Annotated in this window: 24 protein-coding genes; 8 read left to right on the top strand and 16 right to left on the bottom strand. The window is 62.2% G+C overall.

Annotated features, from left to right (window positions below; all coding sequences use genetic code 11):
* The first annotated feature begins 88 nt into the window (after positions 1 to 88).
* On the top strand, positions 89 to 544 hold the full coding sequence (locus VJR90_01235; protein HKV96100.1) for a hypothetical protein: 456 nt from the start codon (positions 89 to 91) through the stop codon (positions 542 to 544).
* A gap of 32 nt (positions 545 to 576) precedes the next feature.
* Here the strand turns inward: VJR90_01235 and murB are convergent, their stop codons facing one another.
* The 5 genes from murB to rsmD form a co-directional block, all read right to left on the bottom strand.
* Entirely contained in the window at positions 577 to 1,599 is a 1,023-nt protein-coding gene (murB, locus tag VJR90_01230; protein HKV96099.1) for a UDP-N-acetylmuramate dehydrogenase, read from the bottom strand.
* 81 nt (positions 1,600 to 1,680) lie between these two features.
* The gene (gene ggt / locus VJR90_01225) at positions 1,681 to 3,348 is read right to left on the bottom strand and encodes a gamma-glutamyltransferase (protein ID HKV96098.1); all 1,668 of its coding nucleotides are present in this window, start codon (positions 3,346 to 3,348) and stop codon (positions 1,681 to 1,683) included.
* A gap of 169 nt (positions 3,349 to 3,517) precedes the next feature.
* Complete coding sequence (locus VJR90_01220; protein HKV96097.1) at positions 3,518 to 3,775, bottom strand: YfhL family 4Fe-4S dicluster ferredoxin; 258 nt, start codon at positions 3,773 to 3,775, stop codon at positions 3,518 to 3,520.
* Between the two features lie 32 nt (positions 3,776 to 3,807).
* On the bottom strand, positions 3,808 to 4,290 hold the full coding sequence (gene coaD / locus VJR90_01215; protein HKV96096.1) for a pantetheine-phosphate adenylyltransferase: 483 nt from the start codon (positions 4,288 to 4,290) through the stop codon (positions 3,808 to 3,810).
* A 38-nt stretch (positions 4,291 to 4,328) separates the two neighbouring features.
* The gene (gene rsmD, locus VJR90_01210; GenBank protein HKV96095.1) at positions 4,329 to 4,919 is read right to left on the bottom strand and encodes a 16S rRNA (guanine(966)-N(2))-methyltransferase RsmD; all 591 of its coding nucleotides are present in this window, start codon (positions 4,917 to 4,919) and stop codon (positions 4,329 to 4,331) included.
* Positions 4,920 to 5,032: 113 nt separating this feature from the next.
* On the opposite strand from rsmD, the gene VJR90_01205 reads away from it, so the two are divergent.
* From VJR90_01205 to VJR90_01180, 6 genes are all read left to right on the top strand, one after another.
* Entirely contained in the window at positions 5,033 to 7,174 is a 2,142-nt protein-coding gene (locus tag VJR90_01205; protein HKV96094.1) for an alpha/beta fold hydrolase, read from the top strand.
* Between the two features lie 101 nt (positions 7,175 to 7,275).
* A complete protein-coding gene (ftsY, locus tag VJR90_01200; GenBank protein ID HKV96093.1) occupies positions 7,276 to 8,205 on the top strand; it encodes a signal recognition particle-docking protein FtsY in 930 nt (309 codons plus the stop codon).
* Positions 8,206 to 8,346: 141 nt separating this feature from the next.
* Complete coding sequence (ftsE, locus tag VJR90_01195; GenBank protein ID HKV96092.1) at positions 8,347 to 9,033, top strand: cell division ATP-binding protein FtsE; 687 nt, start codon at positions 8,347 to 8,349, stop codon at positions 9,031 to 9,033.
* Positions 9,020 to 9,988, top strand: coding sequence for a permease-like cell division protein FtsX (gene ftsX / locus VJR90_01190; protein HKV96091.1), 969 nt, complete (start codon positions 9,020 to 9,022; stop codon positions 9,986 to 9,988). The genes ftsE and ftsX overlap by 14 nt, the downstream gene beginning before the upstream one ends.
* A 115-nt stretch (positions 9,989 to 10,103) precedes the next feature.
* Positions 10,104 to 10,976 carry an RNA polymerase sigma factor RpoH gene (gene rpoH, locus VJR90_01185; protein ID HKV96090.1) on the top strand — a complete coding sequence of 291 codons (873 nt, stop codon included), beginning with the start codon at positions 10,104 to 10,106 and terminating at the stop codon, positions 10,974 to 10,976.
* A 114-nt stretch (positions 10,977 to 11,090) separates the two neighbouring features.
* Complete coding sequence (locus tag VJR90_01180) at positions 11,091 to 11,681, top strand: cytochrome b/b6 domain-containing protein (GenBank protein HKV96089.1); 591 nt, start codon at positions 11,091 to 11,093, stop codon at positions 11,679 to 11,681.
* 20 nt (positions 11,682 to 11,701) lie between these two features.
* Here the strand turns inward: VJR90_01180 and VJR90_01175 are convergent, their stop codons facing one another.
* From VJR90_01175 to VJR90_01150, 6 genes are all read right to left on the bottom strand, one after another.
* Complete coding sequence (locus VJR90_01175; protein ID HKV96088.1) at positions 11,702 to 12,244, bottom strand: hypothetical protein; 543 nt, start codon at positions 12,242 to 12,244, stop codon at positions 11,702 to 11,704.
* Between the two features lie 111 nt (positions 12,245 to 12,355).
* On the bottom strand, positions 12,356 to 14,179 hold the full coding sequence (locus VJR90_01170; GenBank protein HKV96087.1) for a tetratricopeptide repeat protein: 1,824 nt from the start codon (positions 14,177 to 14,179) through the stop codon (positions 12,356 to 12,358).
* A gap of 189 nt (positions 14,180 to 14,368) precedes the next feature.
* Complete coding sequence (gene cyoE, locus VJR90_01165; protein HKV96086.1) at positions 14,369 to 15,292, bottom strand: heme o synthase; 924 nt, start codon at positions 15,290 to 15,292, stop codon at positions 14,369 to 14,371.
* Positions 15,289 to 16,365: a COX15/CtaA family protein gene (locus VJR90_01160; GenBank protein HKV96085.1), complete on the bottom strand. Its 1,077-nt coding sequence runs from the start codon at positions 16,363 to 16,365 to the stop codon at positions 15,289 to 15,291. Before VJR90_01160 ends, cyoE begins: the two co-directional genes overlap by 4 nt.
* 1 nt (position 16,366) lies before the next feature.
* Complete coding sequence (locus VJR90_01155) at positions 16,367 to 17,002, bottom strand: hypothetical protein (protein ID HKV96084.1); 636 nt, start codon at positions 17,000 to 17,002, stop codon at positions 16,367 to 16,369.
* The gene (locus VJR90_01150) at positions 16,986 to 17,732 is read right to left on the bottom strand and encodes an SURF1 family protein (GenBank protein ID HKV96083.1); all 747 of its coding nucleotides are present in this window, start codon (positions 17,730 to 17,732) and stop codon (positions 16,986 to 16,988) included. The genes VJR90_01155 and VJR90_01150 overlap by 17 nt, the downstream gene beginning before the upstream one ends.
* Positions 17,733 to 17,803: 71 nt before the next feature.
* On the opposite strand from VJR90_01150, the gene VJR90_01145 reads away from it, so the two are divergent.
* Positions 17,804 to 18,031 (top strand): twin transmembrane helix small protein, encoded by a 228-nt coding sequence (locus VJR90_01145; protein ID HKV96082.1) that lies wholly within the window; start codon positions 17,804 to 17,806, stop codon positions 18,029 to 18,031.
* A 76-nt stretch (positions 18,032 to 18,107) separates the two neighbouring features.
* Here VJR90_01145 and VJR90_01140 read toward each other — a convergent pair whose 3' ends face one another.
* From VJR90_01140 to VJR90_01120, 5 genes are all read right to left on the bottom strand, one after another.
* A complete protein-coding gene (locus tag VJR90_01140; protein ID HKV96081.1) occupies positions 18,108 to 18,983 on the bottom strand; it encodes a cytochrome c oxidase subunit 3 in 876 nt (291 codons plus the stop codon).
* A gap of 171 nt (positions 18,984 to 19,154) precedes the next feature.
* A complete protein-coding gene (locus tag VJR90_01135; GenBank protein HKV96080.1) occupies positions 19,155 to 19,289 on the bottom strand; it encodes a hypothetical protein in 135 nt (44 codons plus the stop codon).
* A 27-nt stretch (positions 19,290 to 19,316) separates the two neighbouring features.
* Positions 19,317 to 20,921 (bottom strand): cytochrome c oxidase subunit I, encoded by a 1,605-nt coding sequence (gene ctaD, locus VJR90_01130; GenBank protein ID HKV96079.1) that lies wholly within the window; start codon positions 20,919 to 20,921, stop codon positions 19,317 to 19,319.
* A 22-nt stretch (positions 20,922 to 20,943) separates the two neighbouring features.
* Positions 20,944 to 22,278 carry a cytochrome c oxidase subunit II gene (gene coxB / locus VJR90_01125; protein HKV96078.1) on the bottom strand — a complete coding sequence of 445 codons (1,335 nt, stop codon included), beginning with the start codon at positions 22,276 to 22,278 and terminating at the stop codon, positions 20,944 to 20,946.
* Positions 22,279 to 22,318: 40 nt separating this feature from the next.
* Positions 22,319 to 22,810: a DUF2244 domain-containing protein gene (locus tag VJR90_01120; protein ID HKV96077.1), complete on the bottom strand. Its 492-nt coding sequence runs from the start codon at positions 22,808 to 22,810 to the stop codon at positions 22,319 to 22,321.
* Positions 22,811 to 23,380: the final 570 nt, after the last annotated feature.

Here is a 23,380-nt window from a genome sequence, read left to right as displayed (position 1 = left end):
TGTCCCTTCTCCCCTTGAGGGGAGAAGGAAGGATGAGGGGTGCAGATTTTCTCTGAATTCGATGAGTAAGACACCATTATAAGGACCCATGAAGAAGACAAAGACGCTTTACGTGGACATGGACAACGTCCTGGTGGATTTCCAATCTGGTCTGAGCGGGCTGCCTGCGGCAACGCTGCGTGAATATCAGGGGCACGAGGACGATATTCCCGGGATCTTCTCGCGCATGGTACCAATGCCCGGAGCTGTTCAGGCATTCACTGAACTGACTGTGCTGTTCGACACCTACATCCTGTCCACAGCGCCGTGGAAGAATCCATCAGCTTGGTCAGACAAGCCGCTTTGGGTGCAGAAATATCTGGGCCAAGCCGCGTACAAACGGTTGATCCTCACGCATCACAAGGATTTGAACCGGGGAGACTTCCTGATAGACGACCGTACCAAACACGGGGTTGACCAGTTCCAGGGAGAACACATTCATTTCGGGTCGGAACGGTTTCCGGATTGGCCGACCACCATGGAATATCTGCACAGCAAGGTCTGAAGCCACTTACGCTTCCGCTTGTTCATCCGGCCTTATAAAATCCGTGGCTCCGGCTCCAGCCGGATGCCGAATTTTTCCCGTACCGAATCACGGATGCGCTCGGCCAGCGACCAGATTTGGGCGCCGGTTGCCTTGCCGTGGTTCACCAGCACCAGGGCGTGTTTGTTCGAAACCCCGGCGTCACCTTCGCGAAAGCCTTTCCAGCCGCAGTGCTCGATCAGCCAGGCAGCGCTGAGTTTCTTGCCATCGGGAGCGGCGAATATCGGCAATCCCGGATGTGCGGATGTCAGTTGCTGCGCTTCATTATTTGACACAAGAGGATTCTTGAAAAAGCTGCCGACGTTGCCGATAAGCGCCGGATCCGGAAGTTTGCGCCGGCGCAAACGGCACACCGCTTCCGAGACATCTTTCGCTGTCGGCTTGTTCACCTGCATGGCCGCCAATTCGTCGCGCACGCCAGCGTAACCCAGCTTCAAGGTTGCATTCCGCCGCAGGCGCAATTCCACCGCGGTGATGATCCAGCGATCGGGACTTTGCTTGAACACACTGTCGCGGTAACGGAAGGCGCACTGCTCGCGGCCGAGGCGCACCGATTCATTTGCCTGCCGATCAAATGCTTTGACGGTCTCCAGCGTTTCCGCGAGTTCCGCGCCGTAGGCGCCGATGTTCTGGATGGGCGCCGCGCCGACGGTGCCGGGAATGAGCGAGAGATTTTCCAGTCCGCACAAACTCTGCGCCAGCGACCAGCGCACCAAACAGTGCCAGTCCTCGCCGGCCTGCGCGCACACGCGCACGGTTGCGCCTTCGTCCGCCAGCACTTTGATGCCGCGGTTCGCCATGACGACGACCAGGCCGTCGAAATCGTGCGTGAACAGCACATTGCTGCCCTCGCCCAGCACCATGAAGGACTTGCCTTTGACTTGGGGCAAGGACAGAACTTCGGGAATTGCCAATGCGTCGCGAATTTCCGCAAGCCAGGCGGCACGCGCCGGCACACGCAAGGTGTTGCGCCGGTCGAGAGGGGCGTTCTCAGTGAGGGTGTAGGCCGAACTCATGCTGGCACGAGAGGATACAGGAACCCGCTCACTCTTCTCTCCTCCTGAAGGGGGAGAGCAGGCAATGACGGGGGCCGTCATTTATTTCACTTCCGCCGTGCCGATGTCGCGCGGGTCGGCGGCGGCGCTCACTTTTCCGCTGCGGTAATCCCAGGTGATGGACTGCATGTTGCCGTAGGGGCGCGTGTCCCTGAGCGTATAACCCATTTTCGTGAGCCCCGCGATTTCATCCGGTGTAAATGCGCCGCGCTCGTAGGAGACCACGTCCGGCAGGTACTGCATGTGGTAACGCGGCAGGCTCACGATGCTCCGCGCGTCGCCGCCGTTGAAGTAATCGAGCGTGCCGAGCAGCACCATGCTGATGATGCGGCTGCCACCGGGTGTGCCGAGTATCGCGAGCCCGCGGCTTGTGTACAGAAACGTCGGCATCATGCTGGACAGCGGGCGTTTGTGTGGCGCGATTTCATTGGCGGAATTGCCTACCAGGCCGAACCCGTTGGGCACACCCGGTTTGGACACGAAATCATCCATCTCGTCGTTCAGGATCACGCCGGTGCCGGGCGGCATGAAGCCCGAGCCGAAGCGGAAATTCACCGTGAAGGTCCCGCCCACCAGGTTGCCGTCCTTGTCCATGACCGCGATGCTGGTGGTGTGCTGGCTTTCGGGCGCCTCCGGAGTGACCGGCGCAAGTTCACTGCTGGGTGTGGCCTTGTCCGGGAGAATCGCGGCGCGCAGCCCGGCGGCGTAATACGGACTCAACAGGCGCTCGATTGGCATGTGTACGAAATCCGGATCGCCCAGATATTCGGCGCGGTCGCGGAAGGCGAAGCGCATGGCTTCGATGGTCAGATGCTTTTGCATCAGCTCGTTGTCAGTCGCCAAGTCGTAGCCGGACAGGATATTGAGCGCTTCGAGCATGACGATGCCACCCGACGAAGGCGGCGGCACGGTAATGATTTTCATGCCGCGATAGTCGCCGGTAAGCGGCGTGCGCAGCTTGATCTGGTAATTGCGCAAATCTTCCAGCGACCAGATGCCGTCTGCGGCGCGTACCGCGTCCACCATCTTTTCCGCCAGCGCACCGGTGTAGAACGCCGCCGCACCGTGCTTGGCAATCAACTCCAGCGTGTTCGCGAGCTCCGGCTGTTTCAACAGGTAGCCTTCCGGCGGCACCTCGCCATTGGGATAAAACACTTTCCAGGCCGCGGGCCATTGCTTGAGCTTATCCTCGCGGCTTGCCAGCATTTCGTGAAACATGCGGTCCAGCGGAAAACCGTCGCGCGCGAGTTTGATGGCGGGCGCCAGATCCTGCGCCAGAGACAGCTTGCCGAAGTGCTGGTTGATGTAGGCCAGCGCCGCGACTTCGCCGGGAATCGCCGCCGACAACGGACCATTCAGCGAGGCGCCGGGAATCACGTTGCCATTCTTGTCCTGATACATGGTGGCGGTGGCCGCGGCCGGCGCATACTCACGTCCATCCACCATGATGTTCTTGCCGGTGTTAGCGTCATGCAGCAGCCAGAATCCGCCGCCGCCAATACCGGAACTGTAGGGCTCGACCACCGAGAGCGCCGCGCTTACCGCCACCGCGGCGTCGAAAGCGTTGCCGCCCCCAGCCATCACCTGCATGCCGGCTTGCGTGGCGTAGGGCTGGGCGCTCGCGACGGCATTGTGCCCCGGCTTGAGCGGCGTCGCCCACGCGAGCAACGGAAACAGCAGCAACAGCAAACCGATGATGCGGATTTTCATGAGCGCGGGTCCGAGTGAGTAGGGCGACAGATTAACGCGGCATCAGGACCGGAACAACCTGCAGGCGATGCTCAACCATGCGCTTGCGTACCGACGGCGTGCCGGAGTTCTTGCCAAACAAGCGAGCGTGCCGGGCAACAATGCCGGAGTCGCGGCCAAGTGGCAGCTCCTACGCGACGGACTTGGCCGTGAGGCGACGATATTTTGCCAGCAATTCTTCGCGGCTCTCGACATGCTCCGGATCCGGCAGACAGCATTCCACGGGACACACCTGCTGGCACTGCGGCGTGTCGAAATGGCCGACACATTCGGTGCAGCGTGCCGGATCGATTATGTAGATTTCCTCACCCTGACTGATGGCGTGATTTGGGCACTCCGGCTCGCACACGTCGCAGTTGATGCAGGCGTCGGTGATGATGAGCGACATTCGGTTTCCGTCAGGCGGGTGGAGCGTGCAGTCTAGCGCTTCTTCATTTTCTTGAGCTCGGCCAAGACTGCCGGATGCACGAACGGCGCCACATCGCCGCCCAGCGCAGCGATCTCCCGTACCAGGCTCGACGAGATGAAGGTGAATTCCTCCGCCGGCGTCATGAAGATGGTTTCCACATCCGGCCCCAGATGCCTATTCATGGCTGCGAGCTGGAACTCGAATTCGAAATCCGAGACCGCGCGTAACCCGCGCAGGATCGCGCGCACCCCATGCTTGCGCGCGAACGCCACGGTCAGTTCCGCGAAACCCAGCACTTCCACGTTGGCGATACCCTCGAGCGCGGCGCGCACCATGCCGACGCGCTGTTTCAACGAAAACGCGGGAGTCTTGCCGGGATTGGCCGCAATCGCTACCACTACGCGGTCAAAGAGGCGCGCCGCACGCCGCACCAGGTCGGCATGGCCGTTGGTGACGGGATCGAAGGTGCCGGGATAGAGAATGCTGGCGGCCATGGGAAAGCTCCTTTGCTTGCGCCTGTATAACGGGCTTTTCAGCCGGCCGCAAGCGGCGCGCCACTGCGCCGCACGAGAGCGAAGCCGACTCGACCGGCGCGGCTCTCGCGGATGAGCTCCCAGCCGACGGGCAGCACGAGGCGGGCGCCGTGCGGATACTCCATATAGACATGTGCACGCTCTGCGAGCCAGCCACCCTTCTCCAGCGCCACGGCCGCGGACGCGAGCAGCGGCGAATCGAACGGCGGGTCGAGAAACACGATGTCAAAGACACTAGGCGGCCCATGCAGGAACGCGAGGGCGTCCGATCGCAGCACATCGCAGCTCGTGGCGTGCAGCGCGGCAAGATGCGCGCGCAAGGTTTCGGTCACCTGTGGTTCCCGGTCCACGAACAACACCGCGGCGGCACCGCGCGACCGTGCTTCGAGCCCGAGAGCGCCGCTGCCGGCGAACAGGTCCAGGCAGTGCGCCCCCGGTAATGCATCGCGCAACCAGTTAAACAGCGTCTCGCGCACCCGGTCGGGTGAAGGCCGGATCCCGGGCAGGTCCGGAAACCCGAGGCGCCGCCGGCGCCATTGCCCGCCTATGATGCGGAATTCGTTACGGTAGCCGCGGCCGGGATTGAACATGCAAAAATCCGCGCACTCAGTGGGTTGGCAGCGGTGCGTGCGGGCGCCGGGAATGCTTGCGCCGCAGCCGCCACTCAGCGTACCCTAAATCTACACCCCCGGAGGAACTGCAAATGGACAAGCGTGCGCTGCTCATTTTTTCCGCGATGGTCGTGGCACTCACGGCCTGCGTGCAGGGCAACAACTCCACCAACACCACGGCCTCCACTGCGTTCCAGGCGCGCTACTCGCCGCTTTCCGGCATCGGTCCGTTCCCCAACGACTTGTATTTCAACGGCAGCACCACCGGTACTCTGAATATTCCGTTTGCCTCGACTTCAGCCGCCGCCGCACCGGCCAATGCCGCGCTGGCCAGCATGAATCATCTGGATGGCTTCGGCACCCAGTCGGTAATCAACGCATACTTCACAGCGTCCGTAGATCCCGCCACGCTGAACGCCAGCGACGTATTCGTCTTCAAGGTCACGGCCAATCCGCAGAACAAGGCCATTGATCCCACCAAGGGCGGCACGCCGCTCGTGCCGGGCGCGGATTGCACTGCCAGCACTACCGATTACACCGTGGGCCTGTCGTCCGCCGTGGACTCCGGCGGCACGGTGCTCAACATCACGCCCTGCAAGCCGCTCGCGAGCGGCAGCACCTATCTGGTGGTGCTCACCAACGGCATCAAGGACACGAACGGTGATGCAGCCAGTGCCAGTTCGGATTACGCGTTGATTCTCGCGGCCGATCTGCCGGTGCTTTCCGGCGGCGCAATGGGCACCACCGGCAATGCGCAGCTTGACCAGGTGGCGTTGTTCACGCTGCCCCAGCTCGCGGTCGCTGCGGGCGCAGCCATCAATCCACAGAATATCGTGCTGACATTCAGCTTCAGCACCCAGTACATCGGCGCGACCTTCGCCGCATTGGAGGCGAGTACCCCGGCCGGTACGGGCACCCTCGCGGATACCGGCCTCAAAAGCAGCAATGTACTGCCCGCGGGCGCTTCCCCGGGATATGCGGAAATCTACGCGGGCACTCTGAAGATCCCTTATTACCTGTCAGTCGCCACGTCCAGCAACCCGACTCCGGCATTGACAGGCTACTGGCACACGGCAACCGGCGGTGATACCACCGCACTCACTCCCATGCCTGCGGCTACCACCAATGCCGTCATCCCGATGCTGGCGACAGTGCCGATACCCAACAACGGTGGCAATGGCGGCTGTCCGGCGCCGGCGGCGCCAGCGAGCGGCTGGCCAGTGGTCATTTTTCAGCACGGCATTACCCAGGATCGCGAAAACGTGTTCGCCGTGGCTGATTCCCTGGCTAAAGCCTGCATCGCGGCTGTGGCCATTGATCTGCCGCTGCATGGCGTGACCACAACCACGGATCCGTTTTACCGCAACCAGTTGTTTACCGGCACACCGGCCGCCAGCTTGGTGGCCGGCGAACGCACTTTCGATCTGCCGGAAGTCACGCCGTTTTTCCCCACCGCCAGCAGCACCATCGCACCTTCGGGCAGCTATTTCATCAACCTGAGCAGTCTCCTGACCTCACGCGACAATCTGCGCGAGGCGGTCGCCGACTTGATCTCCCTGCGCAAGGGCATCCCCGGTATCACCGCTTTTGGCACTTCGACTGACCTGTTTGATGGCTCACAAATTTCCTTCGTAGGCCATTCCCTGGGCGCCATTGTGGGCACGAGCTATCTGGCTGTGGATGGCAGTCATATCCTCGCGGCTACGCTCGCCAATCCGGGCGGGAACATCACGCAATTGCTGCTGAATTCGCCGAGTTTCGCGCCGCAGATCAATGCAGGCTTGGCGGCCGAAGGTCTTACGCCCGGCACCCAGTTCTACTATGACTACTTCCGCAGTGCGCAATCGGTAATCGAGGATGGCGATCCGGCCAATTATGCCGCTGCGGCCGCGGCCACCGATCCCATCCACATGCTCGAAGTGGTGGGTGGCTTCGATAACTGCTCGCTGCCCGACCAAGTGGTGCCCAACTCCAGCACCGATTTGTTGGCTTCGTTCATGAACCTCACACAGGTGCATGCCAACAGCACCGCAACCGGTACCGCGGTGCACGGCATCGTGCGCTTCACCGCCGGCACGCACGGCTCGCTCCTGTCGCCCGCGCCGCCGCCCAACTGCCCGCAGGATGCGACCGTATATGGCGGCGTGACGCTGGAAATGCAGACCGAGATGGCGACCTTCATGGCAACGCACGGCACCGTACTGCAAGTGGGCAACGTGCCCTTCGTGCAATAACGGCGCGACTCAAGGCTCACGGGGCGGCCTCTGGTCGCCCCGTTTTTTTGTGCGTTAGCGCTGTTTGTTAGCATAGACGCGATTCTCCGACCGCCAACGGTATGAACCAAGTCGCCACTCCCTCCGAGTTTCTCGGCAAACTGCGCGCGCGCCTGCGGCGTGCCGCGCTGCACATCGCGCCGGGCGCTGCGGTGGACGATGCCTTGTTCGAGGATCTGGAAGCCCAGTTGCTGCAGGCGGACGTGGGAATCGAGGCCGCGCAGCAGCTGCTGGCACACCTGCGCATGCGCGCGCGCCAGGAGCACCTGCGGGACTCGGATGCGCTGCGCGCAGCGCTCGCCGACGAAATTGCGGCGCTGCTCGCACCGGTGGCCCGGCCGCTCGTGGTGGATACCGCAGCCAGGCCTTTTGTGATCCTGGCGGTCGGCGTGAACGGCGTCGGCAAAACCACCACGGTCGCGAAGCTCGCACAGTGCTTCCAGGCCGCCGGCAAACAGGTCATGTTGGCGGCCGCCGATACCTTCCGCGCGGCGGCGATCGAACAATTACAGGCTTGGGGGGCACGCCAGAGCGTAGCGGTCATCGCCCAGGCAAAGGGTGCTGATCCTGCGGCCGTGGCGCACGACGCCTGGCACGCGGCGCGCGCGCGCGGCAGCGACGTGCTGCTCGTGGATACCGCCGGGCGGCTGCACACCCAGGGCAATCTGATGGAAGAGCTCAGGAAAGTCTGCCGGGCGCTGGCCAAGCTCGACGCTGCTGCGCCGCACGAGCGCCTGCTGGTGCTGGACGCCGGCACTGGCCAAAACGCCCTGCGCCAGATCGAGCAGTTCCATGCCGCCGTCGAGGTGAGCGGCCTCGTGGTCGCCAAGCTCGATGGCACCGCCAAGGGCGGCATCCTGATTGCCGCGGCGCAGCGCTTCGGCATTCCGATCCGCTATATCGGCATTGGCGAACAGGTCGATGATCTGGAAGAATTCAACGCGCGCGCATTTGCTTCAGCATTGGTCGGCACAGCATCAGAAGCAACCTGAATGGGTAAAGCATCAAAAAGCCAGAGATTTCGGCCGCTGGCTAGGCAAAAATGGCCGAGCAAGCGGAGCGTACACGCCAGTACGTGAGCATTGCGAGGACATTTTTAACAACGCCAGCGGGCAAGAGATCGGTTTTCAGACATGATCGAGTTTCACGAAGTCAGCAAGCGTTATGACGGCGGCAACGAGGCGCTGGCAGGCCTGAGCTTCACCGCCGAGCGCGGGGAAATGCTGTTCGTCACCGGCCCCTCGGGCGCCGGCAAGAGCACGCTGCTGAAACTGTTGGCGCTCATCGAGCGCCCCAGCCGCGGGCAGATCATCGTCAACGGCCGCAATCTCGGCGGTCTGCGGCGCCGCCAGATTCCCCATTACCGCCGCCAAGTGGGCGTGATTTTCCAGGATCACAAATTGCTGCTGGAACGCAGCGTGTTCGACAACGTGGCGCTGCCGCTGGTGATCAGCGGTGTGCCGCGGAATGAAATCCCGCGGCGCGTGGGCGCCGCACTGGAACTCGTGGGCCTGTTGCAAAAGGAGCGCGCCCTGCCGCTGCAGTTGTCCACCGGCGAACAGCAGCGCGTGGGTATCGCGCGCGCCGTCATCAGCCGCCCGCCCATCCTGATCGCCGACGAGCCTACCGGCAATCTCGATCCGGAATTGTCCTACGAGGTCATGCGCCTGTTCCAGCGCCTGAACCAGGTCGGCATCACCGTGCTGGTGGCGAGTCACGACCACAATCTCATCCGCCGTCTCGGCCAGCGATTTATCAGCTTGCGCGCCGGCCGGCTGGTGCCGCCGGAACTCGCGGGAGAGCCACATGCCGGCGCGTGACAGCGGGGCACAGGTCAGCCGCCGCAGCCTCGGCCAGCGTTTCGGCGCTTATCTTGCGCACCATCGGCAAACCTTGCTCGATGGCCTGCAGCAGCTCGGCCGTCAGCCGCTCGCTACCTTCATGACCGTGGCGGTGATCGGTATCGCGCTGGCGCTGCCGGCGGGGGCACTGGTGCTGGTCAACAACGCCCGCGGCCTGAGCACCGGCTGGCAAGGCACAGTGCGCATCTCGCTATTTCTGAAGAACGGAGTGAGCGACAGTGCCGCACAGCAGCTTGCGGATGCCGTGCGTACGCACCCAGGCGTGGCTGCGGTGCAGGTGATCAGCACCGAACAGGCGCTCGCGGATTTCCAGCGACGCTCCGGGTTCAATGACACGCTCAGCCTGCTGGGCAGCAACCCGCTGCCGGCGGTGCTGGTGGTTCAGCCGACCGCGGCTTACACCACGCCGGCGGCCGCACAGCAGTTGGCGCGGGGTTTTGGCGCGCTGCCGCAGGTGGATCAAGTGCGCATGGACGTGCAGTGGCTCAAGCGCCTGCAGGCGATCCTCGCGCTGCTGCATCGCGGCGTGCTGATCGTGGCGGTGTTGCTGGCAATCGCGGTGGTACTGATCGTGGGCAACACCATCCGCCTGGAAATCGAGAACCGGCGCTCCGAAATCGAGGTGAGCAAGCTCTTGGGCGCCACCGATCGCTTCGTCCGCCGGCCATTTCTGTACCACGGCGCCTGGTACGGCCTGGCCGGCGGCGTGCTCGCCTGGATACTGGTGCTCATCGGCCTAGCCCTCATGGGCGGGCCGGTGGGCCAGCTCGTCGACCTGTATGGCAGCCATTTCAGTTTGAGCGGCCTGGGCGCCAGCGGTGGCTTGGGGCTCTTGGCGGGCGGCATTGTGCTCGGCTGGTTGGGCTCGTGGCTCGCCGTGGCGCGCCATCTGCGGGCAATCGAGCCTAGCTAGCAAGCCCTTGAATTCAAAGCATTCACGCCGGCATCCGCTGCGGAACCTTGGAGAGGTTTAGCACTCTAAGTCCGTGAGTGCTAAAATTAGCTCCGTGAAACCGAGGGAGATTGCCATGACCCAAGCCGCTCTCATGCCGCGCGCGCAGCAACTCATTCTGGCCGGCCCAACCGGCAGTTTAGATGCCTATATGCACGCAGTGAGCAGCATTCCCGTACTGAGCGCCACCGAAGAGCATGCCTTGGCGCTGCGCTTCCGCGACCAGCAGGACCTCGACGCCGCGCGGCTCCTGGTGCTGCACCATCTGCGCTTTGTCGTGCACGTGGCACGCGGTTATCTCGGCTACGGTCTGCCGCTCGGCGACCTTATCCAGGAAGGCAACATCGGCCTGATGAAAGCCGTCAAACGCTTTGACCCGGACGTGGGTGTGCGCCTGGTGTCGTTTGCCGTGCACTGGATCAAGGCCGAAATGCATGAATTCATTCTGAAGAACTGGCGCATCGTCAAAGTCGCCACCACCAAGGCGCAGCGCAAGCTGTTCTTCAACCTGCGCAGTTCCAAGAAACGCCTCGGCTGGATGAACCGCAAGGAAGTCGAGATCGTGGCGAAAGAACTCAAGGTCTCCACGGCCGAAGTGCTGGAAATGGAATCGCGCCTCGCCGGCCAGGACATCACCTTCGACACCACGCCCGAGACCGAGGACGAGGACAGCCACAACGTAGCACCGGCCACTTATCTCGCGGCCGATACCCAGTCCGATCCGGCGCTGGCGCTGGAGCGCTCCGACTGGGAGCAGCGCAGCGAGGATCAACTGCACCGCGCCCTGGTGAAGCTGGATGACCGCAGCCGCCACATCATGCAGCGCCGCTGGCTGGACGACAACAAGGCCACGCTGCAGGAACTCGCCAACCACTACGGCGTGTCGGCGGAGCGCATCCGCCAACTGGAAACCAATGCCATCAGGAAGCTCGGCACTCTCATGGCCTGAAGTATCCGCACACTCCGCGCGCGAACATTAAAACCCGGCAAGCTGCCGGGTTTTTTGTTGTCCTGCAATTAATATCAGGCAGAATAGCTGCGGGGATTTCGGGGAATACAAGGCATGGCCGAACCGCAATTGTCCACCGCCCAATGGAGCCGGCCGCTGCGGCTGATTCACCTGCTGCTCGCGGTCGCGGTCACGGCACAGCTGTTCATCGGCAGCTTCATGCGCAGCCCGCATACCGGCCGCCCGGATACTTTTGGGTTCATGACCCACGAAGTGCTGGGCGCCACGATTCTCGCTCTCATCATCATGCATTGGCTATGGTCATTCACCCATCCGAATGATGGGTTGCGACAACTGTTCCCATGGACGCGCGCAGGAATGCACAACGTGGTTGCCGAGCTCTGGACCGCGGTTCGGTATCAGCGCCTGCCGGCGGGCGGACCGCGAAATGACACCGGCGGTCTGGCGGGCTTCATCCACGGTTTGGGGCTGCTTGCCATCACCGCCATGGTCGCGACCGGCGCGAGTTACTACCTGTCGCGCATGGCAGGCGCTTCCCACGACAGCCTCGAACTCATCGAGGATATCCACGATACCTTTGCGGTCATCGCCTGGATTTACTGGGGCGGTCACCTGGCCGCCACCGTGCTGCATAGCGTGCTACGCCAACCGGTGTGGAAACGCATGTTCAGCCCGGGAAGCTGACTCGCCGCCGACCTTAGTTGTCAGGGCTGCTTGACCCCCTCGCCTTCATCCACGGTAATCCACGGCTTGCCCGCGCGCGACACTTCGATTTTCACCCGCACGTGGGTGGGCGAATCGAATACATAGGTGATTCGGGTGCGGACTTGCTTGCCGTGGTCCACATCCTCGGCATGCTCGATGCGGGTGTTGCCATTTACGGTCATCTTCGAAATGAACGGCTTGGCACCGGAATCGCCGCCGTTGAACAGCTCGTAATGCCAGTAACTCCGGTCTTTTGCGTTGTAGGTATCCACCACCAGCGACTTGACGATGCGGCCGGACCATTCGTTGGTAAAGCTGCACATCATAAACACGCGGTTCGCCGACCAGTTGCAATCCTCATTCCAGGTCCATTTACCCGGCTTGCTGATCGGCGTGTTCAAGGTCTCGCCGTGATATACCCAGTGGCCTGCGGAAATATCCAGCTTCTGCAACTCGGGAGACAAAGACTGATTACCCGCCGCCAGTGCGGGAACACTCATCGCTGCGGCGAGAACCGTGATCAACAGCACGCTCGGCTTCATGTCATTTACCTCGTATCAACGTTGGCAATTCAGAACTTGCGCGAAGCAGCATACGCCACCACCACCCCGTAAAGATGGTGCTGCTTGAGGCGCGCCATGAAACTTTGGTGCTCACCCAGCATCACCGGTCTCCGCTCGTTGATAGGGCAATCCCATCTTCTTCAACACCGCCTTGAAGCGCGGATCGTTGCGCACCGGATCAAAGGCCGGATCCCACAATAATTTTGTCTGGATGCTGGACTGATTAAGACGGTTGCCTGCCAAGGTGTCGAGTGCGCGATCCCGCTCGCCCAGCCAGATCAGGAACATGGCGTTCACGATCGGATCATTGTGAAAATATACCTGGAAGGGTGAGGTTGCGAGCACACGTACCGCAGCGGTCCGTTGGCCGGGATCGGCAATGCCACGCACCAGCAGTGCCGTTGCATCAGGATCGTTACCGGCAAGTTTGGCCGCAACACGCATTTCCGCTTCCGCTTTTTCGAAGTGATGCAATTCGATGGCGAGAAACATCGCGCGCAGGTGTGTGTAAACGGAATCAGGATGCAACTTCAGGGTGGTTTCAAGCTGTGCTTGAGCCTCATCGAAACGATGCAGCGCTGTCAGGATTGCACCACGTATGACACCAATCACCGCTGACAATGGATCGAGCTTCAGAGCGCGATTGATCTCGTCCAAGGCGGGTTCCAATTGCCCAACCGTGAACAGGAATTGCGCGTGCTGATTCACGGTTTCCGCATCATTGGGCGCCAGTGCCAAGGCATGATGAAAATCCATGTCCGCCTGGGCCCATTGCCAGCGAAGACTGTGCACCACACCCAACGCCACATAAGCCGAGGCCGTATTCGGATCCAGCGACAGCGCACGTTGCGCTGAGGATAGCGCCTTCGACAGCGCGTCCTTGGGCGTGTACGGTTCATAGAATGGAAGCTGTGCTTCAGCCTCGGCCAGCCTGCCCCAGGCTTGCGCGTATTGCGGAGCAATCGCGACCGCTCGTTCAAACGTGGCCACGGCATCGCGCACACCAGGGCCGCGGGCTGCGAACTGGCTCAGACCGCGTAAATACAGATCGTGTGCACGCGGATCGATCGTTCCTTGCGCTACCAACGCTTGCCCGGCACCGCCGGCAAACTGCACGCGCAGCTTGCCCGCAATCGCGCTGGAAATCTCGTCCTCAATGACGAAAATATTGGTCAGCTTGCGGTCGTATGTTTCCGACCACAATTCGTAACCGCTGCGGGTATTTACCAAGCGCACGCTGATGCGCACCTCGGCACCGGCTTTCTGCACGCTGCCTTCCAGCACGTTCGCCACGCCCAGGGTTGCACCGATCTTGCGCAGGTCTCCACCCTGGCTGTTGAACTGGAACGCCGAAGTGCGCCCGGCGACTTTCAGGTCGGGAATCTGCGCCAGCGCGTTGAGGATTTCCTCGGTGATGCCGTCGCTGAAATATTTCTGGTTCGGATCACCGCTCAAATTGACGAACGGCAACACCGCGATGGATTTGGCCGGAATAACTGTCGTAGATGCAGGTGCAGCCGGGCTTAATGCGACGGAGGAAGCATTCGAGTTGGCTTCAGCCAGGAGTTCGGCATTACGCGCTGAAAACCGCAGACCATAAAACCCCGAGACCACCACCAGCACGATCACCACGCCCGTGAATGCGGCACTGAGCTTCCAGTGCCGCCGCTGCCAGGGGTTGGACTTGGCCGGATCCCGCGGCTTGATGAACAGCCAAGCCAGCAACACCACCACAGGAAAGCCCAAGAGCAGCACGATGATGACCGCCGGCACTGCCGTGGCCCAGCCGAAATACGGAAACGCACGGCTCACTAACTGGATCAGGAATCCCACCACCACCGCATAGACCACTACCACTCCGTACAGGTGGTGCTGCTTCAGGCGGGCCAGAAAATTCGAAGGTTCATCCGTCATGGAATCCCCGGATTCTGGAAGGCGCTTCACTATACGGAGCACTACCGGGACGGGCAACCAAGCTCCCGGGCTCCAGTCACGGCAAGGGCGCAGCACGCAGCAGCCGAAGACCTGTGGTGTGAGTGTGACGAACCTCTGCGGCTGCCAAATTGCGACTTCAACAGTTGCAGCGTGCGCGGAGCACCGCGATCAAGCCGCGACGGCCTGCACGATCAGCGGCACGTAATGATCCACGAGCAGCAGGATGAAAAGCGCGGTGAGATAAACGATGGAATAGGCGAAGGTGCGCATCGGCAGGGACGGATTACGGCTGAATTGCAGGCCGATGGCGTAGGCGAGGAAAATCCCGCCGAGCATCAGCGCGCCGATGAGATAGACCAAGCCGCTCATGCCGATGAGATACGGCAGCACGCTCGCCATCACCAGCAACACTGTGTACAGGATGATCTGCAATACCGTGTATGGCACGCCGTGCGTCACCGGCAGCATGGGCACGTTGGCCTTGGCATAGTCCTCGCGGCGGTGGATGGCGAGCGCCCAGAAATGCGGCGGCGTCCAGAGAAACACAATCAGACACAGCAGCAGTGCGCCGGCCGACACCTGACCGGTGACCGCCGCCCAGCCACACACCGGCGGCGCCGCGCCCGCGAGGCCGCCGATCACGATGTTCTGCGGCGAGGCGCGCTTGAGATAGCCAGTGTAGATGACCGCGTAGCCGATCATGGAGACAAAGGTCAGCAGCGCGGTGAGCCAGTTCACGAAGATCAACAGAATCGCCATCGACAGAATGCACAACACCACGGCATAGGTGATGACCTGGCGCTCGGTCACGTGGCCCTGCGGCAGCGGACGGCGGCGGGTGCGAAACATGACGGCATCGGCACGCCGATCAAGCAGGTGATTGATGGCCGCCGCGCAGGACGCCGCCAGGCCTATGCCGATGGAGCCGGCGATGAACTGCAGCAGCGGCACCGCGCCGGGCACCGCGAGGAACATGCCGACCATGGCGATAAACACGATGAGCAGCACGATGCGCGGCTTGCCGAGCTCATAGTAATCGCGCCAGGTCGCGTGTGCGGCTGCCGGGGCGATTTCGGATGTGCTGGTGTTCATTTCAATGCTGCGAACGGTAAACCCGTCGGAGCCGCCGGCCTCGTCCACAGGGCCCAATTCCACGCGACCACGGTTGCGAGGAGTAGCGCGGCGACTCCGGTGTGCGCGTCGGTAAGCGCCAGAGGCAGCGCGAAGTGCACCATGCTGACGCCGATCAGCACTTGGCAAATCACCAGGAACATGGCGAGTCCGCCCAACCATTTTAACGCGGGTCGCCCGCTTCTGAAGATAAAAAACAATCCGCTCACGATCACCAGGATGAACGTGAGCAGCGCGCCCAGCCGGTGCGTCACGTGAATCGCCATACGCGCCGGATCGTTGAGGATCCCGCCCTGATAATCCGGCCCCAGGCCGTGCCAGGCAAAGGCGTCACGGAAATCCATCGGCGGCCACCATTGGCTCTGGCAGGTGGGGAAATCCGGGCACGCGATGCCCGCGTAGTTGCTGCTGGTCCAGCCGCCCAGGGCCACCTGCAACACCAGCACGACGAGCGTCGCGGCCGCCAGCCAGCGCAGTGCTGTACCGGCGCCATCCGCCGCGCGCCACCAGCCGCCAGCCTGCAGAGCGAGCAGAATAAGCAGCGCCAGCGTGAGATAACCGCCGAGCAGATGGCCCATGACAACCGGCGGGAACAACAGCAAAGTCACGGTCCACATGCCGAGCAGCGCCTGAAAGATCACCGTAAGCAACGCGAGTGAAGGCAAGACCACCGGTTGAGCCCTTTCGCCCTCCCCTCTCCCGGAGGGAGACGGATTTTTTATTCTGTAAACGATTCTCATCCACCATGCGGTCACGGCCAGCACCAGAATCAGCACCGCGAGGCTGCCGGCAAAATAGCGGTGGATCATTTCCTTCCAGGCGCGTGCGGCCTGCACCGGGCGCGCCGCGTAACGCGCGTCCGCCCGGGCCACCGCCTGCTGCGTGTGCGGCACCGTGATGTGGCCGTAGCAACCGGGCCAGTCCGGACAGCCCAGCCCGGCCTGCGACAAACGCACATAGGCGCCCAGCACGATCACGCCGAGCGCGAGTACCATTGCCAACACCGCAAGCGACAGATACCAGCGCGGCGTCACCTCACAGACCCCCGCCCTGGCCGAGCAGATGCTGCAGATCCTTCAGCAGTCCTTCCGGCGGGCCCTGGATCGGGTAGCGCAGCACGTAGTAACCGCGCGGATCCACAAGATAAATGTACTTGCCAATGTCCGGCGTGGAGTGGCCGTCGGCGCTGAATTGACGGATGAATTCCTGGCCCGCGGAACCGGACACGTCCGCGACCGTAAGGTCCGGCTGCTCGCGCGACAGCTTGGCCGGATTTGCCGGCGCACCCAGCACCAGGTACAAGCGCTGCGCGGATTCGATTCTGCGCCCGAGCGCAAGGCGCGTCTGGCGCGTGAGGAGCAGCGCAGCCTCGCAGTCGGGGTTGCAGTCGGCCGCGCCCAGGTACACGAGCGTATACCGCTTTAGGAAGTAATCCGGCGCGAGCGTGCCGCCGGCGAGCGGCAATGGCAGCGCGACCGGGTGCAGCAGGTGCGCGGGCGTGACGAATTCGCCGTGCTGCGTGGTGCCGAAGTTCACACGGTTGATATTGAGATACAACAACCAGGCGGCGACCACCGGCAGCACGAATACCGCCGCCAGAATCCCGATCAGCAACCACGGCGACTTGTGGCGCGGTTGCGACGGCGGCAAGGGTTCAACGGTTTGCGTCATGCGTGCTGCGCCTGCTGTTCACCACGATCCAGATAATTACCAGCGCCAGGGCCAGCGCGAACCATTGCAGCGCATAGGCATCATGGCGCACCGGTGGAAAGCCGATGTTGGGACGCCAATCGCGCACGAAACCGTCGGGCTGCGCCGCATCCAGCAGCAGCACCGGCTGCAGCAATTGCGCGCCGTACAGCTGCGCGAGCGTCGGATGACTCGGAAAGAGCATGAGCTTCGGCCAGCCCTGGGGCACCCGAACTTTGCCGAGGCGCAGGCCCGGTACCGGCAGGATTCCGAGTATGCCCTCGACGTTGCGTGTGCCCTCGGACACGCGCACGTCCGGCAGCGCCTGCACACCCGGCGCCCGGGCGATGAAACCGCGATCCACCAAAACCATCTGGTCGCCCGGCTGCAGCACCAGCGGCGTCACCACCTCGTACCCGACCCGGCCGCCCTGCTGCATGTCGTCCAGCAGGATCTGGCGGCTGCCGTCGTAATGGCCTTGCGCCCGCACGTGCCGGTAACGCGGCAAGCCGGCGAGACTCCCGTCGGCCAGCGCTGTATTGAGCGACACCGGCGGCAGGCTCGTGGCACGGTGATACTCGGCCAGCAACAGGCGCTTGTAATCGGCGCGCTGCAGCTGCCAGATGCCGAGTGCAATCAACACCGGCAGCAGGATCAAGGTCGCCACCGTCGGCCACAGCGTCGGGCGGAATTGCCATTTGCCTATGCGCATGCACGCGTGCTAACTTTCGGCAAGCAGGCCGCACATCCCGCACTCACAGCGTACTGCCGACCGCGAGCGCCATGACCATCACGCCTCCCGACATCGTCATTCTGGTGATCCTGCTGATCATCGTGGTAAGCCTGTTCTCCGGCATGTACTACATGCTGCACGACCGCGGGCAGTCCACGCGCGCCGTCAAGGCGCTCACCGTGCGCATCGCCATCTCGCTGCTGCTGTTCGCGGTGCTCATGATCGGCTACTGGAGCGGCTGGCTGCATCCCCACGGCCTGCTGCCTCCGCACCGCTGAATGCCGCGCGTGCCGGGATGAAAAACCGGAAGCGCCGCGGGCACGGCGCTTCTCCTGAATGCCGCGCGTACCGGTCTCAGAGCCAGTACACGAAAATGAACAGGCCGAGCCACACCACGTCCACGAAGTGCCAGTACCAGGACACCGCCTCGAACGCAAAGTGGTGTTGCGGGGTGAAGTGACCGCGCAAGGAGCGGATCAGAATCACCGTCAACATGATGGCGCCGATGGTCACATGCAGGCCGTGAAAGCCGGTGAGCATGAAGAACGTCGAGCCGTAGATTCCGGTGCCGAGCGTCAGGTGCTGCTTGTACCAGGCTTCGAGGAACTCGTGGCCCTGCAGGGCGACGAAGGTGAAGCCCAGAATAATAGTGAACAGCAGGAACCAGCAGAGCTTCTTGCGGTTGCCTTCCTTCAGGCCCCAGTGCGCGATGGTCACGGTCAGGCCGCTGGAGAGCAGGATGAGCGTGTTGATGGCCGCCAGGCCGGTCGCGGTCATGCCCTCGAAACTGCCGCCCAGGTTGCCGGGGCCGTTGCTCGGCCACACCGGCTCGTAACCTTTCCAGATGATGAGGTTGGTGAACAGACTGTTGCTGCCGCCTGCCAGCCAGTTCTCCACAAACACACGCGCGAAGAACAGCGCGCCGAAAAACGCGCCGAAGAACATGACTTCGGAGAAAATGAAAAAGCTCATGCCCCAGCGGAACGAGCGGTCCACCTGCGCGTTGTAACTGCCGCTCAGGCTCTCGCGGACCACGGTGCCAAACCAGCCGAACATCATCACGCAGATGAGGATGAGCCCGAGCAGCAGCACGTATTTTCCGAACCCCATGTCTTCCAGCCACAGGGCCCCGCCCACCGCGGTGGTGAACAGGCCCACCGAGCCCAGGATCGGCCAATGACTGGGGTGCGGAAGGTAATAGTGACTGCCGGCGTGTGCCTCTGCTGACATGGTTATCTCCGGTAATCTCGGGTTGAGGTCATGATGCTTGCAAGCTCCAGATCAATCGCTGGGTTCCGCCGGCGTGCCGCCGCCGCTGACGTTGTAATACGTGTAGCCACGGTCGCTACAACAGGCCGGCCGCGAGCTTGCGATGTTTGACGCGGCGTGGCTGCGGTGTATTCATCGGTGCGCGTAGTGCATGAACAGGAAGAACCCCACGTAGAATCCAATGGCCACCAGGGCTACGATGATCGCGGTGCGCATCGCGGCGCGTTGCCGGCGCGCTTCCGGCGGTGTTGGTTCAGGTGCACCCACGGCGGCTGGCGGTACGACGCTCGTTCCTCAGTTCGCCTGGTAGGGATGCGTCCAGATGAGGTTAGGCGCCGGCGGCTCGGCGAAGCTGTGGTACGGCGCCGGCGAAGGCAGCGTCCATTCGAGGCCGTGTGCGCCGTCCCAGGCGCGCGCTTCGGCCTTCTTGCCGCCGCGCACGCACAGGATGATGCAGGCCACAAACAACAGTTGTGAGGCGCCGAACAGGAAACCACCTACTGAAACAATCTGGTTGAGATCCGTGAACTGCACCGGATAGTCGGGAATGCGCCGCGGCATGCCTGCGAGACCCAGGAAGTGCATGGGGAAGTACAGCACGTTCACCGAGATCACGCTCAACCAGAAATGCCATTTGGCAAGCGTCTCGTTGTACATGTGGCCGGTCCACTTGGGCAGCCAGTAGTACACCGCGCCCATGATGGCGAAGGCCGAACCCGTGACCAGCACGTAGTGGAAGTGCGCCACCACGAAATAGGTCTGGTGGTATTGCCAGTCGGCCGGCACCAGCGCCAGCATCACGCCGGAGAACCCGCCGATGGTGAACAGGAACACGAACGCTATGGCAAACAACATGGGCGTTTCAAACGAGAGCGCGCCACGCCACATGGTGGCTATCCAGTTGAACACCTTCACGCCCGTCGGCACCGCGATCAGCATGGTGCTGAACATGAAAAACAGGTCGGCCGCGAGCGGCATGCCCACGGTAAACATGTGGTGGGCCCACACGATGAACGACAGGAACGCGATCGAGGCGATGGCGAATACCATCGAGGAGTAACCGAACAGCGGCTTGCGCGAGAACGTGGAGATGATCTCGGAGATGATGCCGAAGGCCGGCAAAATCATGATGTACACCTCAGGGTGCCCGAAGAACCAGAACACGTGCTGATAGAGCACCGGATCGCCGCCGCCCGCGGCGTTGAAGAAGCTGGTGCCAAAGTACTTGTCCATGAGCATCATGGTCACGGCACCCGCCAGCACCGGCATCACCGCAATCAATAGATAGGCCGTGATCAGCCAGCTCCACACGAACATCGGCATCTTCATGAGCGACATGCCGGGGGCGCGCAGATTCAGGATGGTGGCGATGATGTTGATGCCGCCCATCACCGAGGAAATGCCCATGAGGTGAATGGCGAACACCTGGAACGGCATGGCCACGCCGGACTGCAGGAACAGCGGCGGATACATGGTCCAGCCGGCGCCGGCCGCGCCGCCCGGCATGAACAGCGTGGACAGCAACAGGATGAAGGCGAACGGCAGTATCCAGAAGCTCCAGTTGTTCATGCGCGGCAGCGCCATGTCGGGCGCGCCCACCATCATGGGAATCATCCAGTTGGCCAGGCCCACGAACGCCGGCATGATGGCACCGAAGATCATCACCAGGCCGTGCAGCGCGGTCATCTCGTTGAAGAACTCCGGATCCATGAGCTGCATGCCCGGAGTCCAGAGCTCCGCACGGATGAGCATAGCGAAGCTGCCGCCCACGAAGAACATCAGCAGACTGAAGCACAGGTAGAGCGTGCCGATGTCCTTGTGATTCGTGGTGGTGATCCAACGCCAGATACCGCTCGGATGCCCGGCATGGTATTCGTGGACGACCGCGACCGTGTTCATCGTGTGCACCTCAACATTGCATTCAGTGGGCTGTCTTGGCTCGGGCGATGTCGGCCGGCTGCACCAGGCCACCACCGTGATTGCCGAAGGAATTGCGTTCGAAAGTAATCACCGCGGCCAGATCGGAGTCGCTCAGTACATTGCCCCAGGCCGGCATGATGCCCTTGCCATGCAGGACCAGCGCGATGTGGGCCGCGAGCGGGCCGTTGGGAATCGGGCCGCCGGCGATGGCCGGTACGCCCATGGCTGCATTGCCCTTGCCGTCCGACATGTGACAGGCGGCGCAGTTGTCGTCAAACACCTTCTTGCCGCGCTCCATGGCGCTCGCCATGGTCCAGGTTTTTTCCGGCGCCGCCGCGGGCTTGGCCACGGCTGTGGCAGCCGCGGGACTGGGTGCCGGCGCCGCAGCTGCGCCGGGACCGGGAGTGGACGGGACTGCGCTGGGCGCCGCAGACGCCGCTATGGACGGCGTGACGAAATTCAGCTGCGGCGGCGCGTACTGCACCGGGCTGCCGTAATTTTCCGGTTGCAGCGTCTGTGGATTGATGTACACGCCGTTGCTGGCGCGCATCGCAGCCAGCCATTTCTGGTAATCCTCCGGGCTTTTCGCCACCACCACGATGGGCATGAAGCCGTGGCCGCGTCCGCAGAGCTCGGTGCAGCCGCCACGATAAGTCCCGGGCTGGTCAATCTTGATCCAGCCCTGGTTCACGAAACCCGGAATCGCGTCCATCTTGAAGGCAAAGTCCGGCACATACCAGGAATGAATCACGTCGTTGGCGGTAATCAGCAGACGGATTTTCTTGCCGGTGGGCACCACCATGGGATGATCCACGTCGCGCAGGTAATGCGGCACGCTGAAGGGACTGATTTTGGAATCCAGCATGTGCGCGGCGTTGCTGTCCGCGGCCAGCATGCTGAAATAGCTGAAGCCCTGCTGCAGGTAATCGTACTGCCACTTCCACTGGTAACCTTCGATTTTGATGGTGAGGTCGGGATCGCTGGTGTTGGTTTCCTTTACCAGCACCCGGGCCGCAGGGATCGCCAAGGCAATGAGGATGATAAATGGGATGATGGTCCAGATGACTTCGAGCAGGGTGTTTTCGTGGAACTGCGCCGCCTTGTGGCCGGCGGCCTTGCGGTGCCAGATCATGGAAATGATCATCAGACCGAACACCACCACGCCGATGCCCACGCACATCCAGAAGGCGTACATGTGCAGGTTGTAAACATCACGACTCATGGGCGTGACGCCCACCGGCATGTTCAGGTCCATAGCCAGGGCCGAACCGGAAAGCGCCGCGAGCGTAATGGCCAGCGCGCTACACAGGACATGCTTGGGATTCTTTAGAAACATGCGTTGGCGTCTCCTGCTGGAATCCAAAATCGTCACCCCATCAACTGCCGCCGATCTGTCCTACCGGCCCGATGAGTTCGGCTAGCCTGCGTACCAGACTGCGGCGCTCCTGCTCCGTCAGGCAACGGCCGATCTCGCATTCCTCACCGTGCGAGCGGATATACAGCCGCGCCGGGTGCAGCCTGGCGCCTGAGTCGCGCACCACCAAATGTGCCCAATAACGGCTGAATTCCCGGTGCTCCAGACGCCGGCCACCGCCTTTGTCCACGGCCACCTGCGCGCCGCTCACGGTGATGATTTCGCCGTAGTGTCCGTGGCGCCAGCATACCCGCAGGCACAGGCCCAGCACCAGCATTTCCAGCACCGCAAATGCCAGCACCGGCCAGAACCCATGCAGCGCATACCACGAAGCCAGCGCCAGAGTCACACCCGCGATGCTGGCGTAAAACAACCACAGTCCCGTCGCGCTGATCGAACAGTTCGGGACAATCACGATACGGTGCGTGGCGCCATCAAGATTGGCTGCCGGCATGCTCGCAACCGCCTTATCAACTACCCGCTGGAACGTTGGCTCCGTGGCTTGCAGGCTCTGTGCGCCATCCTCCCGCGAGCCGGGGTACAACGGCGAAAAAACATGCGCGGCATGCTACTGCAAGCTTGTCATGGCCGCAACGCCAATGTCCTATTTTACTAGAGCCGCACGCAGTTGCGCATACCGAAACAAGTGAAAACCTGTATAAGCGTCTGAATGAAATAACAAAGCTCGCTGGTAACGTAGCTATATATTATAGATAAGCAGGCTTGGCTAATTCATCCGCAAACGCGCACCAGTCTTCACATTCTCGCAACAGCACAGTTGCCAGAATGTTTTGTGCGGATCCGCTCTCATGTTCCGATGCAGATCGGTCTCGAAGCCTCTTGCTTCACTAAGTTTCAAGGTCCGAAATCGGGACGCGGCAGAGTGTGCAAGGGTGTGGGCAGGCGTGAGATATAAGCCGCGAGCGCGCGTATCTGCGCATTGTTCAGGGTTTTGGCCTGCGGCGCCATGATGATGTTCTGGCGCTGGCCGTCGCGGTACTCGGTGAGCGCCTGGATCAGGTAG

The organism is Gammaproteobacteria bacterium (assembly GCA_035279405.1).
Classification (GTDB): domain Bacteria; phylum Pseudomonadota; class Gammaproteobacteria; order Natronospirales; family REEB76; genus REEB76.
This window is presented reverse-complemented; position numbering and strand designations above follow the sequence as displayed.